The organism is Tetzosporium hominis, assembly GCF_002265435.1.
Taxonomy (GTDB): Bacteria; Bacillota; Bacilli; order Bacillales_A; family Planococcaceae; genus Chryseomicrobium; species Chryseomicrobium hominis.
Window position 1 is genome coordinate 26,381 of record NZ_NOKQ01000189.1, and the last position, 15,867, is coordinate 42,247.

The 15,867-nt window shown below is 41.1% G+C and carries 13 protein-coding genes and 1 riboswitch; of the genes, 4 read left to right on the forward strand and 9 right to left on the reverse strand.

Going from position 1 to position 15,867, the window contains the following annotated elements:
- Positions 1-28 precede the first annotated feature (28 nt).
- On the forward strand, positions 29-1,024 hold the full coding sequence (locus CF394_RS05115) for a GTPase (protein ID WP_094942163.1): 996 nt from the start codon (positions 29-31) through the stop codon (positions 1,022-1,024).
- Positions 1,025-1,100: 76 nt separating this feature from the next.
- Here the strand turns inward: CF394_RS05115 and CF394_RS05120 are convergent, their stop codons facing one another.
- A complete protein-coding gene (locus tag CF394_RS05120; RefSeq protein WP_094942164.1) occupies positions 1,101-2,672 on the reverse strand; it encodes a sensor domain-containing diguanylate cyclase in 1,572 nt (523 codons plus the stop codon).
- 118 nt (positions 2,673-2,790) lie between these two features.
- Complete coding sequence (locus CF394_RS05125; protein WP_094942165.1) at positions 2,791-4,458, reverse strand: DUF2207 domain-containing protein; 1,668 nt, start codon at positions 4,456-4,458, stop codon at positions 2,791-2,793.
- A gap of 532 nt (positions 4,459-4,990) precedes the next feature.
- Positions 4,991-5,092: riboswitch (TPP riboswitch) on the forward strand.
- A gap of 343 nt (positions 5,093-5,435) precedes the next feature.
- Between CF394_RS05125 and CF394_RS05130 the strand changes: the two genes are divergently transcribed.
- Both CF394_RS05130 and CF394_RS05135 read left to right on the forward strand, forming a co-directional pair.
- A complete protein-coding gene (locus CF394_RS05130) occupies positions 5,436-6,188 on the forward strand; it encodes a 3-oxoacyl-ACP reductase (protein ID WP_094942166.1) in 753 nt (250 codons plus the stop codon).
- 70 nt (positions 6,189-6,258) lie between these two features.
- Positions 6,259-7,566, forward strand: coding sequence for an LLM class flavin-dependent oxidoreductase (locus CF394_RS05135; RefSeq protein ID WP_094942167.1), 1,308 nt, complete (start codon positions 6,259-6,261; stop codon positions 7,564-7,566).
- A 591-nt stretch (positions 7,567-8,157) separates the two neighbouring features.
- Here CF394_RS05135 and CF394_RS05140 read toward each other — a convergent pair.
- The 4 genes from CF394_RS05140 to cypC all read right to left on the reverse strand — a co-directional run bounded on the left by CF394_RS05140 (position 8,158) and on the right by cypC (position 12,166).
- The gene (locus CF394_RS05140) at positions 8,158-8,508 is read right to left on the reverse strand and encodes a DUF6075 family protein (protein ID WP_094942168.1); all 351 of its coding nucleotides are present in this window, start codon (positions 8,506-8,508) and stop codon (positions 8,158-8,160) included.
- Positions 8,509-8,682: 174 nt separating this feature from the next.
- Entirely contained in the window at positions 8,683-9,141 is a 459-nt protein-coding gene (locus tag CF394_RS05145; protein WP_094942169.1) for a JAB domain-containing protein, read from the reverse strand.
- Positions 9,142-9,828: 687 nt separating this feature from the next.
- On the reverse strand, positions 9,829-10,287 hold the full coding sequence (locus tag CF394_RS05150) for a JAB domain-containing protein (protein ID WP_094942170.1): 459 nt from the start codon (positions 10,285-10,287) through the stop codon (positions 9,829-9,831).
- 622 nt (positions 10,288-10,909) lie between these two features.
- Entirely contained in the window at positions 10,910-12,166 is a 1,257-nt protein-coding gene (gene cypC, locus CF394_RS05155) for a CYP152 family fatty-acid peroxygenase CypC (RefSeq protein WP_094942171.1), read from the reverse strand.
- Positions 12,167-12,433: 267 nt separating this feature from the next.
- Between cypC and CF394_RS16265 the strand changes: the two genes are divergently transcribed.
- On the forward strand, positions 12,434-12,655 hold the full coding sequence (locus tag CF394_RS16265; RefSeq protein ID WP_094942172.1) for a helix-turn-helix domain-containing protein: 222 nt from the start codon (positions 12,434-12,436) through the stop codon (positions 12,653-12,655).
- Between the two features lie 385 nt (positions 12,656-13,040).
- Here the strand turns inward: CF394_RS16265 and CF394_RS05165 are convergent, their stop codons facing one another.
- From CF394_RS05165 to CF394_RS05175, 3 genes are all read right to left on the reverse strand, one after another.
- A complete protein-coding gene (locus tag CF394_RS05165; RefSeq protein WP_094942173.1) occupies positions 13,041-13,979 on the reverse strand; it encodes a cation diffusion facilitator family transporter in 939 nt (312 codons plus the stop codon).
- Positions 13,980-14,040: 61 nt separating this feature from the next.
- Entirely contained in the window at positions 14,041-14,376 is a 336-nt protein-coding gene (locus CF394_RS05170; protein WP_094942174.1) for an ArsR/SmtB family transcription factor, read from the reverse strand.
- Between the two features lie 309 nt (positions 14,377-14,685).
- Complete coding sequence (locus CF394_RS05175; protein ID WP_094942175.1) at positions 14,686-15,783, reverse strand: CopD family protein; 1,098 nt, start codon at positions 15,781-15,783, stop codon at positions 14,686-14,688.
- Positions 15,784-15,867: the final 84 nt, after the last annotated feature.

Below are 15,867 nucleotides of genomic sequence, written 5' to 3' on the forward strand. Positions count from 1 at the left end.
TACGAAGTGGACTAGAGGAAGGGGTAGGATGATGAAGTTTAACGAACAAGAATTCAATGACCTGTATGATAAAGAGTTACGAGACGTTCAAGAGCAGCTGGATAGCGAAATCCTCTTCGTCTTGATCGGGGACGTCAATGCAGGGAAATCTTCTACGGTGAATCAGATTATGGGAGAAGACGTAGCGTCTGTCGGAGCGCAACCAGGCGAGACGACCGCTATCAAAAAGTATGTCTACAAAGAGAAGATTGCCTTTGTAGATACACCAGGCTTAGATGACATCAACCGGGAGAACTCTGCGGAGACACTGAAATACTATAAAGAAGCGGACGTCATTCTGTTCTTTTTGAACGCAGCAGGAACGGTCTTATCAGAAGGTGAGAAGAAGTCGCTTCGAGAAGTAAGAAAAACGAATAAAGAAATCCTGCTCGTTTTAAATAAAATCGATGCTGCAGATGACATTCCAGGACTTGTTCACTATATCAAGACGAATACAGGAAACGAGTTCAAAGTGATTCCAATCTCGTCTCGTACAGGAGAGAACATGCAGCAGCTTCGCGATGCCATCTTAGATATTTTACAGACGAAAAAAAAGGACCTACTCTTCGCCAAAGAATTAAAAGCAAAATCCGCGGTCGCTAACCGATGGATCCTCGCCACATCAGCTTCGGCAGGAGTGGTTGGAGCGGTTCCTCTACCAGGAGCCGATATCGTGCCTCTTACAGGGCTTCAGGTAGGGATGATGGTGAGACTTGCGACTCTTTACGATAAACCTATTTCGAAACAGCGAGCACGTGAGTTAGCAATCGCCACATTCACGGGGAATATCGGCAAGAGTATCTTCCGTCAAGCTGTCAAAGTAGTGCCTGGCGCAGGCGCTGCTATTGGAGGCGGAGTTGCTGCTTCTATGACGCTAGCGCTTGGCTACGGGATCAAATATGCCTATGAGAACAATATTGAGTTGAATGTCGAATTCTTAAAGAACTTCGCCGATAATTTTAAAGACAAGGATCAAGAGAGATAGCTAAAAACCATCCAGCGAAGAGTGATGGTGTCCAACTACAAAACAGCCCTCGACTACTAGAGTCTGAGGGCTGTTGCTATTTGGAGTCTTGGCGAACCCCATTTATGAAAGAGACCGTCTCCACCCGATTTCTTCCGCCTTCTTTTGCTTTATAGAGTTGCTCATCTACAGCATTGAAGAAGGTATTCAAGTCACAACGGTCGCAATCGAGATACCCTGCCCCAATAGATACCGTGACGGCTTGCGGTACAGGGAAGTCTGCATGTTCCACTTCTCTTCGAATCCGCTCTGCTAGCGCATAAACACCCTCCATAGAAGTATCTTGAAGCACAAAACCAAATTCTTCTCCGCCAAGTCTTACAGGTAAACTGGCAGTTGGAGCTAAGGACTTTAGAATGTCCGCTAGCTTGATGATCACTTGATCGCCAATCAGATGGCCATATGTATCATTGATTGATTTGAAGCGATCGATATCAAGGATGATGAAACCAAAGATTGCATTGTTTTCTTTAATCATTGTCACCATATGATTAAATTGCCGACGATTAGCAAGGCCAGTCATGGGGTCAGTAACAGCCAATGTTTCAAGTTCCGTTACAAGATGTTGCTGATTCTGAGCAAAAGACAGGATCATTTGTTTAATATTTTCTGCCTCTCTATAGGGAGACTGGATGGACTTAGCCTCTACAATGATTTCTCCTATAGGCTTCGAATAATCAACTGCCGAGAGACGATTTAAGGGTCTTGTGATGAACAAGATTAATCCAATTAACAATAAAAAGGTACCTATAATGAATGGTAACCCAATAAGTAAAGCGCGGTTTGCGGAAAGAGAAGCAGGAGCAAGTGCTAATTCTTCAGGAGTCATTGAAATTATACCCCAGCCACTTTCGGGTACTTTTGTGTATCCCGCATAGAAAGTCTCCCCCGAACGATCCTCTATAATGCCTTTTCCTGAGAGTCCTTTAGCTAAGTCGCGAGTAGCTTGGTTTTCATGCGCTTTTGTTCCAATCCACGCAGAGTTTCTATGGTAGATGTAATTGCCATTTCTGTCATAAACAGCAGCCTGTTCTACATCGCTGCCGTAAGTTTGTTCAAGGAGTCGTGTCAAAAAGTTCCGTTCTTGTAACCACACGAGGCCATTGAGCATTCCGTAATATTTGCCATCTTGATAAAGGGCTGTGGATACGATGAGCATCAATTTATCATTGGTTCCTATGTAGGGTTCAGAAATAAAATCTTCTTGAAGTTCGATGCCCGTTTTTACGCCATCAGAATTTACAAACTTGCCGATCAAATTCAATTCGGGATGATTGGCACGCCCTGTCCCATCTGCATTGATAATAGTGACAGAGTTGAAGTTGAAGTTTGAGTCATGAACATCTTGAACGATCTCCTTAAGCATTTGAGGATCATCCCAGTTTTCTAAAATTTTATCGTGGTGCGCATGTAAGGTATCTTGCATCATGATAAAACTATCGTTAGTTAAAGCGCTCAATTTTCGTGCGTTGGAGTAATTCAGTTCTAGAACGGCCTCTGTCAGTGTTTCTCTGCTGACGTAGTGTTCTGTAACAAAAATGACCGTAAGTGTGATGACCATGGTTAGAGTGGTTATAAAAATAATCCAAAATTTTAGAGAGAGTTTCATTAGACATCACTCGTTTCCGTTTTGTATGTAGGAAGTATGTCAAGTATACCAAAATTTGTGCTGTCGTCGAGAATGAAAATAGCCCTCGCCGTATAGCGAGGACTATCTGGTCTGAAATTTAAAAGGCGCCTGATCCGCCTCCACCGCCACCAACTCCTGCACCACCGCCAGAAGTTGCTCCTCCACTAGCGCTGGCGCTAGTTGATGTATTTGCGGCTACAAAAATGGTGGTGAGAAAGACAGGATTCATTACAAAACTGCTATCATCTGATGAAGATGTCGCGGCATGGAAAGTAGTAGCTTGTTTAGTAGCTGTTTTGGAATCACTACCGAGTAAATAAGCATAGGCGCGTTTTCGCTCGTCTTCCGTTAAGGATTTCCACTGTTCTTCTGTTACCGTAGGAAACTCTTTTTTCAAGGTTCGCCACTGGGAGCGAATCTCGTGTCCTTCTCGAGTGAGAGGAGAGTAGAAGATGGCTAATAACAACGTGCCCATTGCTAGCATCACGGATCCGAACGTCCAAGGCAACAAATCGTAGATCGCTGTATAGACGGCCAGTCCAACAAATGCCGCAGATGAGATACCAGCAATCCAGCGAAGAGTAGGGTGCTTCTCGTAAAAGTGGTGAGAAAGCACTTCAGCTCGGACACCCTTGTTCCATTTAGCGATGGCTTCATTGTATTCGGCGTGGTAGATGGTCTTCTGTGTAAACTCTTTAACTTGAGTCAGTGTGAACTCTGTACCATTACCGATACGGTCGACGAGGAGCTTGAGCAAGGTCTCTTCATGCGCATACTGCGTCTTCCGGTCTACCAGCTCAAATTGGTCTTCAGATACTTGACGTAAGTTTCCTTTTCGTAACATGTCTAGAATGGCAGCCACGGTCACGTGCGGTGATAAGAAAGCTGAGTGAGTGAAATATAAGGTTGCCGGAATACTCATCGTCTCTGCGGGCACAGTGAAACCTGAAGCATCACTTTGGACCGATTTTTTACGTCGTGCTGCACGCAACCAAAGGACTAGCACCGACAGCAGTAGAAGTGTTCCTCCTCCCGTGACAGCTGGTTTTGCAATCGTACTTGCCGTTTGTTGGTTCTCTGAGAACACCGCGGCTTGCTCTTGCATGCGAATGTTTTCTGCCATGTCATCTCGGACCGTACCATTTAAAGTCGAGAGGACAGGGAATAGCTCTGCATCAAAAATTGCACGGACATCGCCATTTTCCCCTTCATCAACTAAACCGATCTCATACAATGCAGTCCCGTCTTCGGTAACCGTCTGAGAACCAAATGCTTCTTCATATCCCAGTGCTTCTGTGTTGGTAGATGGCCCCGGTGGCGTCACGGAAATCGTCAGATCTTGATAGGCGCTCTCATTGCTTTCGTCAAAGAAGGCATAGTAGAACTGAGCCCCATCTTCAAACTTTTCTACAACATCTGTAATTGTATAACTTAAATCGATTGTCACGGTGTCGCCGTCATCACCAGCGCGGTAGACGCGGTACATCCCGTCTACAAATTCCGTTCGGAGTGCTTTCCCATTTTCAAACGCTTGAAATTCTTCAATTGCAGTCCCTTCTTTTTCGATCAAGCTTCTCGTAATGCCGTTGAAATCTTCTTCGAACGCATACGTGAAGCGCTCTGTAACAGAAGCAGAACCGTCTTCATTCAGCTGTGCATCGATCCGCACCGTTTCAATTTCAAAGTCGATGGCTAATGCTTGCAAAGGAAACAGACCGATAAGTGTCAAAGTCACTACTAGAGATAGTATCCAGTTTTTCTTCATACGAAATCACCTCTTGATTCTTCTTTACGAATTAGGAGGCTAGAAGTTTCGGAAAGAGAAAGAAATTGCTCCCAGGGAAGAATTCAGAAAGAAGTATACTCGTTCATTGAAATCTTCCCTGGGAACTCGATTGTAGATTGTTTTTAGCTGTTTCAGGCCGTCCGTAAAAGTCTACTTTTATGAACGTTTTTAATTATGTTTAATTCTAAGATCTTTCTTTTTCTCTATCAAAAATAAATAGTGGCCATTTGATATTATAGTCAATATTTTTATCACACTCTAATTCAAGGATAAAAAAACAGCCCGGTGTGGTTTTAGGGAGGGGAAAAATAAGAAGAGCAATTCCTATAAATCAGAGCTCATTTAAAATATCATACAAGTTAATAGGTATCTTATAATCTTATAATTAAAACATCTAGTACGAAACCCTCGTAAGACAAGGGTTACTTCCTGCACAACCTCTGTAGACAGTAGATACCAGGCTTTACATAAAAATTAGTATTTGTTATAGTGGTCGTGAAAACAAAATACCTAAATACACTAGGGGAGCCGAATTGGCTGAGACGGACAATAGTCCGGACCCTTTGAACCTGATCTGGGTCATACCAGCGGAGGGAAGTGTGCGAACCCTTTATACTTTCTATTTAACAGGTCTTTCGCCGCCTCCTATCTTCAGGAGGCGGTTTTTTGCGTTCAAGAAAGGGGTAATAGGCATGGGTCATTGTACAAGAGTTCAAAGAAGCAACCGAGTGCGGAGGGATACTAATGCAACTCTCTGTTCGTGAAAGAGCGCCAATTGTACAATGCATTACAAATCAGGTCGTTGCAAATTTGATAGTACTATTCAGAATGATATTCATCTGAAGTTGGTACGGAAGAGTTAGATTTATTGGAAAGACTAAAGGGAGTGCAGGGATACTATCTTTCACTTTTTTATTTGTCCTTGCGATTGCAACTAAAAGTATAGGAGTGGTGACATGAAAAGAACAGTTTTGGTGACAGGAAGTAGCAAGGGTCTTGGTGCTACGATAGCAAAAGCTTTAGTTGAAAAAGGGTTTAATGTAGTGATTAACTATTACAAAAGTAAAGAGAAGGCAGAAGGACTTGCTTCGGAGCTCGGTGAACAAAATGCTATAGCTCTATATGCTGATGTGACAAATCGCCAAGAAGTGGATGAGATGGTGAAAGTGGCGACCGACTATTTTGGTCAAATTGATGTGGTGGTCAATAATGCATTGGTAGATTTCAAATTCGATCCGATACAACAAAAGTCTTTTATAGATCTTTCATGGAAAGATTATCAAAAACAGCTGGACGGAACATTAAAAGCGGCCTTCAATGTGACTCAAAGTGTCTTACCCCAATTCATGGAGAGACAAAATGGAAGTATCATCAGTATTGGTACGAATCTCTACCAAAATCCAGTAGTCCCCTACCACGAGTATACAACTGCAAAAGCAGGACTTATAGGTTTTACACGCAATATAGCTTCTGAACTGGGACAATACGGAATTAAAGCAAATGTCGTATCAGGTGGTTTGTTGAAGGTGACTGATGCCAGTTCAGTAACGTCTCAAGAGGTCTTTGAACTGATTGCTAATTCTACACCCTTGAGAAAAGTGACAACTCCGGAACAGGTGGCCCATTTGGTCGTTTATCTCTCATCTAAAGAGGCAGAAGGTATCACAGGGCAAAATTTCACAGTAGATGGTGGACTAACGATGAACTAAATGTAGTATTACCTCCATATGTAAGATAGGAAGGCATAATAATATTGGTCTAGTCTTAGGGGGAAGAGTAATGACGGTTATTCAAAAGAATCAACTTAATATAGGGGTTTTGGTTTATGGGTGTGGACATCATCAGGCTGCGTGGTTGATGCCGAACTCAAGTGTCAACCGGGTAGGGGAGATAGAATATTATCAATCCTTGGCGCAGTTAGCTGAAAAAGGGTGCTTTGACGCTGTCTTCTTCGCAGACAGTCAATCTTTCCTGGCACAAGAACCAAATGAAATACCGGCATTTTGGTTCGACCCATTAATCAATTTGACAGCTATTTCTCAGGTGACAAAATATGTAGGACTCGTCTCAACCATCTCAAGTACTTTTTCAAATCCTTTTACAGCTTCAAGACAGTTGTTGAGCCTAGAACATATTACAAATGGAAGAGTAGGTTGGAACCTAGTGACATCTATGAGAGATGAAGAAGCATGGAATCACAGTATGGAGAGTCTTCTATCCCACGAAGAGAGATATAAGAAGGCAGATGAATTCGCAGAATTGATGCATAAACTCTTCTTGTCTTGGGATAAAAAAGAGGTTCTCGCTGATCGAGTGCGACGTCAGGTAATCAACCCTGATAATATTTGCCCTATCAATCACAAAGGAGAATTTTTTAATGTGAGGGGTCCATCAACGACACCAAAGAGTCCTCAAGGAAAACCGGTGTCCATGCAAGCAGGGGCCTCAAAGCAAGGTATTCAACTAGCTGCCAAACATGCGGAGGCAGTCTATTCAGTATCTTGGAATATAAGTCAGGCTATGAAATATCGTCGAAAGTTAGATGAGGCCATCAAGCAAAATGGAGAGTGCAATCGGCAAATTAAAGTTTTTCCAGGGCTTGTTACATATGTAGGAAAGACCCGTGAAGAAGCTCTGGCTAAAAAGCAAGCATTAGATGAAATGTTGCCTCTAGAGACAGCGTTAAAACAACTGAGCTATTTTCTCCAGATGGATTGTACGGACTGGGAAATCGATTTAAAAGTGCCTCCACTACCACCTTTAGAACAATTTAATGGTCCCGTAGGTCGGTATGAGACAATACTTGAAATTATTCATGATACTAATCCTACGGTGAAGGAATTATTAGGATTTCTTAGTGCAGGTGGAGGGCACTTCACCTTAATCGGAACACCTGAAGAGATTGTTGATCAGATGGAGATGTGGCTAGACAAAGGCGTGGCAGATGGATTTAATCTCATGCCTCCTACGCTACCTGAGAGCTTAGAGGACTTCGTTGAATTAGTTGTTCCCGAAATGCAGAAAAGAGAGATTTTCAGAAAACAGTACGAGGGAAAAACACTAAGGGAACATCTTGGGTTGAAATAGGTAGACTGATTATACATCAACTAAATAGGAGATTAGCTTTGTTGCACCTTAATTCTAGAGTTTCTTTATGTAAATAGACCTGATAGGAGGAGTGAACAGTCCTTCTGTGAAATAGTAAATATCTGTTTTTAGGAATATATCTTCTATGATGGCCCTTCTAGTGAAGAAAAGTAGATACGGCAGATCAGGGGTTTTTCTATTCAGACATTCTTATAAATAGAAACCTATATCGCTTCTACAACCAAGAGACAGGACAGTTAGAAATCGACGAAAAAGAATGAACTATTAGTGAGAGACTCCTCTTCTGATAGGATCTGAACACTCATGACTAAAAATGAGTGTGGTTTCCTTCATAATCAGTTAGGGATTTGAACATTGAAAAAGTAGATTTCGAAAAGAGTCATTAAGTCGAGACTTTTAATTTTATAGGTCAGGTAGATTAAAAGAGGCTGGGACAAACGAAATAAAATGATTAAACCGCGTAAAATCAAATTTTTAGAATCTTGATTCTACGCGGTTTTACTTTTTCTTATTTAGCTAATGAGGCTAAGTTTTATACCTATGTCCTCGCTTTTATTAAATTTATATTTTTTAATTCAATCCATACTTTCTTAGATACACAGCATTCATCGCCAGTTGGAAAGAGTCTGAATCAAGATTTTCTACTAGTTCAAGTGGTGTACAGTCTTCATTCGCATTATATAGATGGACTGCAAGCTTCAATAGACTTGCCGTGCCCCTTGAGAAATCCTGTTCTTTAAAGCATCTATCTGAACTGAACCCACCATCGTTTAAGTAAGGAAGCGCTTTTTTGACAAGTTCGTCATTACCAGTAAGGACATAGATTAACGTCTGGTATTCATGGCTCCTCTGTTGATAAGAGCTAAGTTTTTGCAGTGTTTCGTTATACGATACGTGATGGCTTTCTGTAAATAATGACAATGTATAGGGCCCCTTTCATATATCTATTCGGTTGATGCTCTTCGCTGTATCTACTCTTCTCTTTAGAATATCATTTCCAGTCTTTCGAATGGTGGTTTTTATAGGAATGAGCTCTAAGTATTTGGCTAACTGAAATTGAATTTGAAGAAGTGAAAACCCTTCGGAGAGGGTTTATCAGATGTACATCTGTTTTTTCAATGAGACTCCGTTTTTATGGCTAACAATCAAAGAATCCAAGACCTCGATATTTAAGATTTGTCCTATCTCAATCAATTTCTCACTCACAGTAACGTCTTCCGGTGAACATTGACAGTGACCTGAAGGATGGTTATGGGCAACGATGATGCTGTGAGAATTGTTCATGATTGCTGTCTTGAAAACTTCCCGAGGATGGACGATGCTGGCACCTAAAGACCCTGTATGACAGCGATGCACCGTAATGATTTGGTTCTTTTCATTTAAACAAATGACCAGGAACACCTCACGGTCTTCATCTCCTATGAGTGCCTGAACAAATTTGATGGCATCTATGGGTTCCGTTATCTTCTCCGGTAGGTAACTCTTATACGACTCTTCGATTTCTTTGATTTCCTGTTTAATCCGTGTAATTTCAATGATTTTTTCAAAATGCATGTGTATCGCTCTCTTTCAATTTTGGTCCGCCGGGCGGAAGTAGTCCCAAAAGCAAAAAATAACGACAAGAAAGGGTAGCCAGCTGTTGGCTACCCTCCGATTTGCATGCTCTTGTGTTTCCGACTCGTTCGTCCGTGAAGAAAAAGACAGGAATCTACAGGCTGTCCTTTAAGATACAGCCTGTGATTATCGGCTTTTTTAGGACGAAGCGACACGTAGAGCGACTTCATGAAGTTTTAGGCGCTCTAGTGCAGTCGCCCAAAGTGTTTTACGGAGATATCAAGAACTGACCCTCATTTTGAAATGCTTAATTGAATTTATCAATCAAGATTTTATGGAAAAGCAAGCTATCCTGTATCTTTAAGTGACGAAAAAGTTTTACAGAATCGATTTGACTTTAAAATTGGGGTTCAAGTTTTTTAGTTGGATTAAGAGGGGAGTTAGACGGAAGGCTAGCATGGACCCGAAAAATCCAGTCCATGCTCTTAGACGATCAAGGCGAAGCATCTATGTAGAGGCACCCTCGTTCTAGATGCTTCGTCTACCTTGAACTTTAGAAATTCGATCGTATTTACCTCAGAATGTGAATCTTCTATGCTGAGATTCGCATTCTGAGGTCTTTACTTTTTGTTTTATGGTGAAGTGTACATCTAAACTCCTCTGAGAAGCCCTCAGAGGAGGGCTTTTTCAGATGACTCTGAGTTCTTTTAAAGAAACAGCGTCTTGATGGCTTACTATCAACGAGTCGAGAACTTCGATATTTAATATTTCACCGACCTTTATCAACCGTTCGCTGACTTTGACGTCTTCCGGAGAATGCTGGCAGTTACCGGATGGATGGTTGTGGGCGACGATGATGCTGTGGGCGTTACTCATGATAGCTGACTTGAAGACTTCTCGTGGATGCACGATGCTAGCTCCTAATGCGCCTATGTGACAGCGGTGGACGACTGTAATCTCGTTCTTGATGTTGAGACACATGACGAGGAACACCTCACGGTCATCATCTCCTATGAGTGCCTGTGCAAAATCGAGTGCGTCTGTAGAGCCTTTAATTCTCTCCGGTAAGATGTCTTTGTACGTCTCCTCGACCTCTTTGATTTCCTGTTTGATTCGTGTGATTTCAATGATTTTTTCTAATTGCATGTGTATCGCTCCCTTTCAATTTTGGTCCGCCGGGCGGAAGTGGTCCCAAAAGGGATTATTTTTTGCCTTTTGGTAAGGAGGACGGATACATCACATAGAGGACCGGTCAAGGGTCTCAGCGCAAAAGTTTTTAGCGCAGCCGGTATAAAAAGTTTTTCGCCCCTTGAACTGGACTCTCCTGTCTTGGGACGAAATAGGGATAGGGCGAAGCCGTGGAATCTGTCCGTATTTGGTCCTTAGACAGGCTGTGGATGTGTACGCTCCGGTGGCCAAAAGCAAAAAATAACGACAAGAAAGGGTAGCCAGCTGGTGGCTACCCTCCGATTTGCATGCTCTTGGATTTCCGACTCGTTCGTCCGTGAAGAAAAAGACAGGAATCTATAGGCGGTCCGAAAGGATACAGCCTGTGATTATCGGCTTTTTTAGGACGAAGCGACACGTAGAGCGACTTCATGAACTTCTAGTCGCTCTAGTGCAGTCGCCCAAACGCTCACCACTTGTTAAGTAACATTCTTAAGCCAAGTCATCATACGGATGATTTCAAATGGTTTAAACCAAATAATTAAAAATAAGATTATAAAAAAAGAAGCAAGTGAAATTTATAGGCTATTTTTTTGAATTATCATTTCCATCTAATATTCCTCATTTCAAATCCGCTTACAGGCAATGTAGGCATTTTTACTAGACTGTAGCTTAAATCCTGATTGGGGACATCAAACTCAATTTTTATGGTAAGGAATTCCAGAGTCGCTTTCATAACTTCGACGGTAATACCCTCGCCTGGGCAACGGTGTCCCTTGGCAGGGTCACCCCCACCTTGGGGAATGAAATCAAATAAGCTTCCCTTCCACTCCTTAAACCGATCCGGCCGGAATTCATTTGAATATTCCCAAAGCATGGGGTCGTGATTTGTACCATACATATCCAACAGTACAAGCATCCCCTCTTTGAATTCACATTGATTCCAGAGAAAACCCTTTCGTACTCTTGCACCAACGAAAGGGCCAAACGGGTAGAAGCGTCGAACCTCTTGTGCGAATCTTTCAAAATCATCACTGTCACCGGACTGCAGTTTCTTTTTATGCTCTGGATACTCATGCAGTGCCAAAGCTGAAAAGGTAATAAAGGTTGCAATCGCAACAATTGGCCTTAACACGTTAATGAGTTCAACTGCAGCTATCTGGGTATCCAATTGATTCCCATTGAGATCCTTGTGAAAAGCCATAGCATGAAGGGCTGAACCTTCCTCGGTCATCACCTTGCCAGCTCGTACGTCTTCTATGGCCTGTCTAATCCACTCTTCTGCTCGTGTTCTTGCACTTCTTCCTTTCCAGTGACGCGGTCCAACAGCTCCGAAGGCATCGACCATTGCAGAGAAGTCATTTGCCCGTTCTTTAACCTCAGTTTCCTGTAATGGAACTCCAGACCAATGGCATGCTACACGGAATAAAATTTCAGTTGCTTCATCAAATAGTACAACTTTCTCGGAGCTTTCCCATTTGTTGAAAGTTACCTGCCACTGTTCCATCACAAGTGCCGCTAACCGTTTTTGGTGCGGCGGGGTCATCAAGGACATAAAAAGCAGCTTCCGATGAATATGCACTTCTCCATCCATTCCTTGGACTGCGTTCATGCCAAATAACGTTTTTTGTACCCGTTTTGGTGCAGCACCGGTTCGTTGGAACCGTTCTGGATCGTAAAACACCCTAACCGCCTCTTTCCCACTCATGCAAATAACGTTCTGTCCCAGCAAGCGAGCTTCAAATAGATTGGACTGATAACGGTCAAACCTGTTTTGTATAAATAGATACCCCTCACGCATTAGAGCAAGGCTACTATCAGGGCTTTTATCTTGTAGTACTTCTTCGTTCAGTGGCATAAATTCATCTTCTCCTTTTATACCTACACAGGTAGTACCTCTAAATTAAATTTTCTCTGTCAATCTATCATGTTTAAGTATGAAAATATTCGTTTGTTTTATACATATTGTTACAAATAGTGCTGCTTATTCGAGAATATAAATCATTATGGAAGTTGACACCTCTACCCCTTGGTAACTCTTTTGTCGGGATTATTTTAGTAAGAAGTACTATAATGAATATATATAACGGAAAGGTTTTGTAATTTCTTATAAATAAGTTTATTCATGAAGGAATTTATAGGAATTTATATAATAGGGAGTACTCCCTTACGTTATTTGTATCAAGTTAGAGTCAATAAATCCAAAGAATTACTAAAAAAGCATACTTATTCAATTACAACAATCGGATTAGCAGTGAGATACAATGATAGCTCAAATTTTTCTACAAAATTTAAAGGACAAGAGGGCATGACATCAAAAGAATTTCGGAAACAAATATTGAAGTAATAGGTAGTTTAGTTGAATTTTTTTAAAAAAAAAAAAATTTCCAAGATACTTTTTTCTAGTACATCGAAAAAACCTAAATTTCATAATTAACTTTGAGAAATTGGGCTTTTATACTGGATTGTCTTTAACGTTGTAAATCTGCATTTTTCTGACTCTACCTCTATATTAAGAAAAGATCCTCCATTCCTAACATCTGATTACGAACTTGCACTCGTATGATGTTTTTTACTTCATTTCTTTACTCAGACCTTTAAATCTTGATTGAGCAAAAAGAAGAGAAATTGTCAGATTAAATAGGACAATTTCTCTTCTAATTAGTTTTATGAGACTTCTAGTCCAAGATGATTTGCCTCAAAAATTATCAGCATTCTTTCAATCTTTAAGCTTAATGATGATGAGACGGTTCACTTTTCACTGTGCAGAGAATAGAATCATGGTGCTTATGAGCATCTGTTTCCATCTGAATCGTCACATGGTTGATGCCTTGTTGCTCAAGGTCATGTTCGATGCTATGCAATATGCGTTCACTTTCGACAAGCGTGAGATGATTGCCAACTACTATGTGGCAAGACAAGGCGTTCAATCCACTTGTAATAGTCCAGACGTGTAGATCATGGACACCCTGAACATCTTTGTTTTTTTTGATGGTTTGAATGATATCTTCAATCTTTACAGTCTGCGGGGCACCTTCCATCAGCACATGCAGAGAAGATTTAGTTACGAAATATCCACTCCGCAGGACGAGAGCTGCAACGATGACGCTGGCCGCGGGGTCAGCCCAGCCCCAGCCAAAGAACATTATGAGTAGAGCGGCCGCAATCGCGCCAATAGAACCTAGCATGTCACTTAACACGTGCAGATACGCCCCGCGCATATTCAAGTTATCATGTGTATCTCCGCCGCGGAACAGGATCCAAGCGACCAGAATGTTTATCAATAAGCCAAATACACTGATGATGAGCATACCTGTCGTGGCGACTTCAGGCGGATTAGCGAACCTGCCAATGGCTTCATAAAAAATGTAAAGTGCTATACCAATCAGCGTAATGCCATTGATTGTTGCGGCGAGGATTTCAAATCGCTTGTACCCAAAGGTTTTACTATGATTTGCTACTCTTTCAGCCAATTTGAAAGCGATTAGGGCGATTGCGAGCGAAATGGAGTCACTCAGCATATGTCCGGCGTCGGCCAGAAGTGCTAGGCTGTTTGTTAAGATACCTCCAACAGCTTCGATAATCATGTAACTGGTGATGATGATAAATGAAATGAGCAACACTTTCTTATTTTTCCCCTGCGTATGGTCATGGCTATGATTGTGTCCCATTCCGATACCTCCTTCAATTTATCTTTATAGATTACTACCTCTTTATCATGGAGACGAGCTTTTAATGATGCGTTGCATGCTCAATTGCCTGTCTTAAAAGGTTCATGATATGTTCATCGTCTTTAGAATAATACAAAGTCGTGCCGGCTCTTCTGTACTTTACTAAGCGCAGTTGTTTCAAGAAGCGCAATTGTTGCGATACAGTGGATTGACCCAAGTCTAATTGTTCGGCTAATTCATTGACAGAATGTTCAGCTGAACAGAGTAGATTTAAGATGCGAATACGGGTCGGGTCGCTCAATGCCTTGAATGTCTGAGAGACCACAAAAAGGGTTTCCTCATCTAAAGGGTATTCGCCTTCAAAGAAATTTTCTTCCTTTTTAAAATCATGTTTCATTTTGCATCATACCTCCACATTAATTTATTATATCTACATATGCTCATATATAAATATAAAGGGCGTATTAAAAAAATACAACTTTTTTATCTAGTCTTAAACTCAAATATATTTGATAGTCACCACATTTTAATTGAATTTTAATAAGAAAATTGGTTTCCGCAATTAAAAATTTTGATTTTGTAAATCAACCAAGAGACTGGCATACAACAGTCAATGCAATTAAAGACACAGTGACAAGCTATATTACCACCGCAAATTTCATATTTTAATTCTTCATCTCTTCACTCAACTTATGTTTTATCTTGACTAAAAACTCACACTATTCATCATTCCCAAATACAAGGAAAAAGCTAGCAATAAGCTCAACAAAAATACCGCTAAAATTGAAGCTTTTTTCTTTAGAGTTACTCCGATAAGAGTTGCAAAGCAAAGCGAAATCAAAAAGAACAAGCACCCTAGAACGGTGATATTCAAGTCTGCATTTATAGGAGCGTTGATTGGACCCATATAAATGGTGTTAAATACTTTTGACATTCCATTGCTTGTCACCATCGATTCGATGTTGTGCGGAGGTTCTTGCTGGCCCAAAACAGCCGTAGCCGAGAAAATCAATAAAAGGAATATACTCTCTGACCTAACCCATGGCAGTGGATTAATAGATATTCCAATATGTAACTTTCTTTTAATAATGAAGCCATTAACAAGCGCAAAGACCAATATAGGAACTATAATTAAATGTTTGATCAATAGTGCCTGCCCATACGGTACAATCCAGGAGTTTGGATAATCATTGATCTCAACCACTAAGTTCATCATAAAAATCCCTGAAACAATTATCACTGCAAGGCTGGCAAAAGCTACAGGTGTGTACCAATTTAAAAATGATAACCAATTAGCAGCGGTAAATGAAAACCAACTCACCACGAGCAAAATGCCTACCCATGTTATAACCGCCAAGAAGTGTACGGAATGAACTACAAACCCACTCCATTCTGTCAAAGAAGCTGAATGGCTTGCCCACCCGAGCAATAATGCCAGGGCAATCGTAAATATGATTGCCGTGAATGTATGTAGTCTTTTCACTTGTACCGGGAAAATTGATACATATAAATAAAAGACAATCGATACATAAAGTGTGTATATCCAAGCCTTTCCTATTTCAAAATCCGTCAGTATATTTTGGACTGTTAACAACAGACCAATATCTTCATACAGGTAAAGGACAAGGCGGATAATAGGAAACATTGAAAATAGAACAATTCCCAAAATGGAACCCTGTAACCATCGTTTTCCTATATTTATTGGCGGTCTTTTACTTGCAGGAATTAATGCAATAACGAACGTTCCGATTAATAAAGAGAAACACAGATATAAAAGTGTCTCCGATATATAAACGAACAACATTTACTTCCCTCCCTCTATAAATGTTGATATATCAATGGTTTTCACCATCGCAAGTGCCCGAAAAAATATTTTCCGTCACCAATA

Coding starts and splice junctions, on each gene's coding strand:
- CF394_RS05115 (WP_094942163.1), top strand. CDS start 29: ATGATGAAGTTTAACGAACAAGAATTCAATGACCTGTATGATAAAGAG.
- CF394_RS05120 (WP_094942164.1), bottom strand. CDS start 2,672: ATGAAACTCTCTCTAAAATTTTGGATTATTTTTATAACCACTCTAACC.
- CF394_RS05125 (WP_094942165.1), bottom strand. CDS start 4,458: ATGAAGAAAAACTGGATACTATCTCTAGTAGTGACTTTGACACTTATC.
- cypC (WP_094942171.1), bottom strand. CDS start 12,166: ATGCCACTGAACGAAGAAGTACTACAAGATAAAAGCCCTGATAGTAGC.
- CF394_RS05135 (WP_094942167.1), top strand. CDS start 6,259: ATGACGGTTATTCAAAAGAATCAACTTAATATAGGGGTTTTGGTTTAT.
- CF394_RS05170 (WP_094942174.1), bottom strand. CDS start 14,376: ATGAAACATGATTTTAAAAAGGAAGAAAATTTCTTTGAAGGCGAATAC.
- CF394_RS05175 (WP_094942175.1), bottom strand. CDS start 15,783: ATGTTGTTCGTTTATATATCGGAGACACTTTTATATCTGTGTTTCTCT.
- CF394_RS05145 (WP_094942169.1), bottom strand. CDS start 9,141: ATGCATTTTGAAAAAATCATTGAAATTACACGGATTAAACAGGAAATC.
- CF394_RS16265 (WP_094942172.1), top strand. CDS start 12,434: ATGAAGGAATTTATAGGAATTTATATAATAGGGAGTACTCCCTTACGT.
- CF394_RS05150 (WP_094942170.1), bottom strand. CDS start 10,287: ATGCAATTAGAAAAAATCATTGAAATCACACGAATCAAACAGGAAATC.
- CF394_RS05165 (WP_094942173.1), bottom strand. CDS start 13,979: ATGGGACACAATCATAGCCATGACCATACGCAGGGGAAAAATAAGAAA.
- CF394_RS05130 (WP_094942166.1), top strand. CDS start 5,436: ATGAAAAGAACAGTTTTGGTGACAGGAAGTAGCAAGGGTCTTGGTGCT.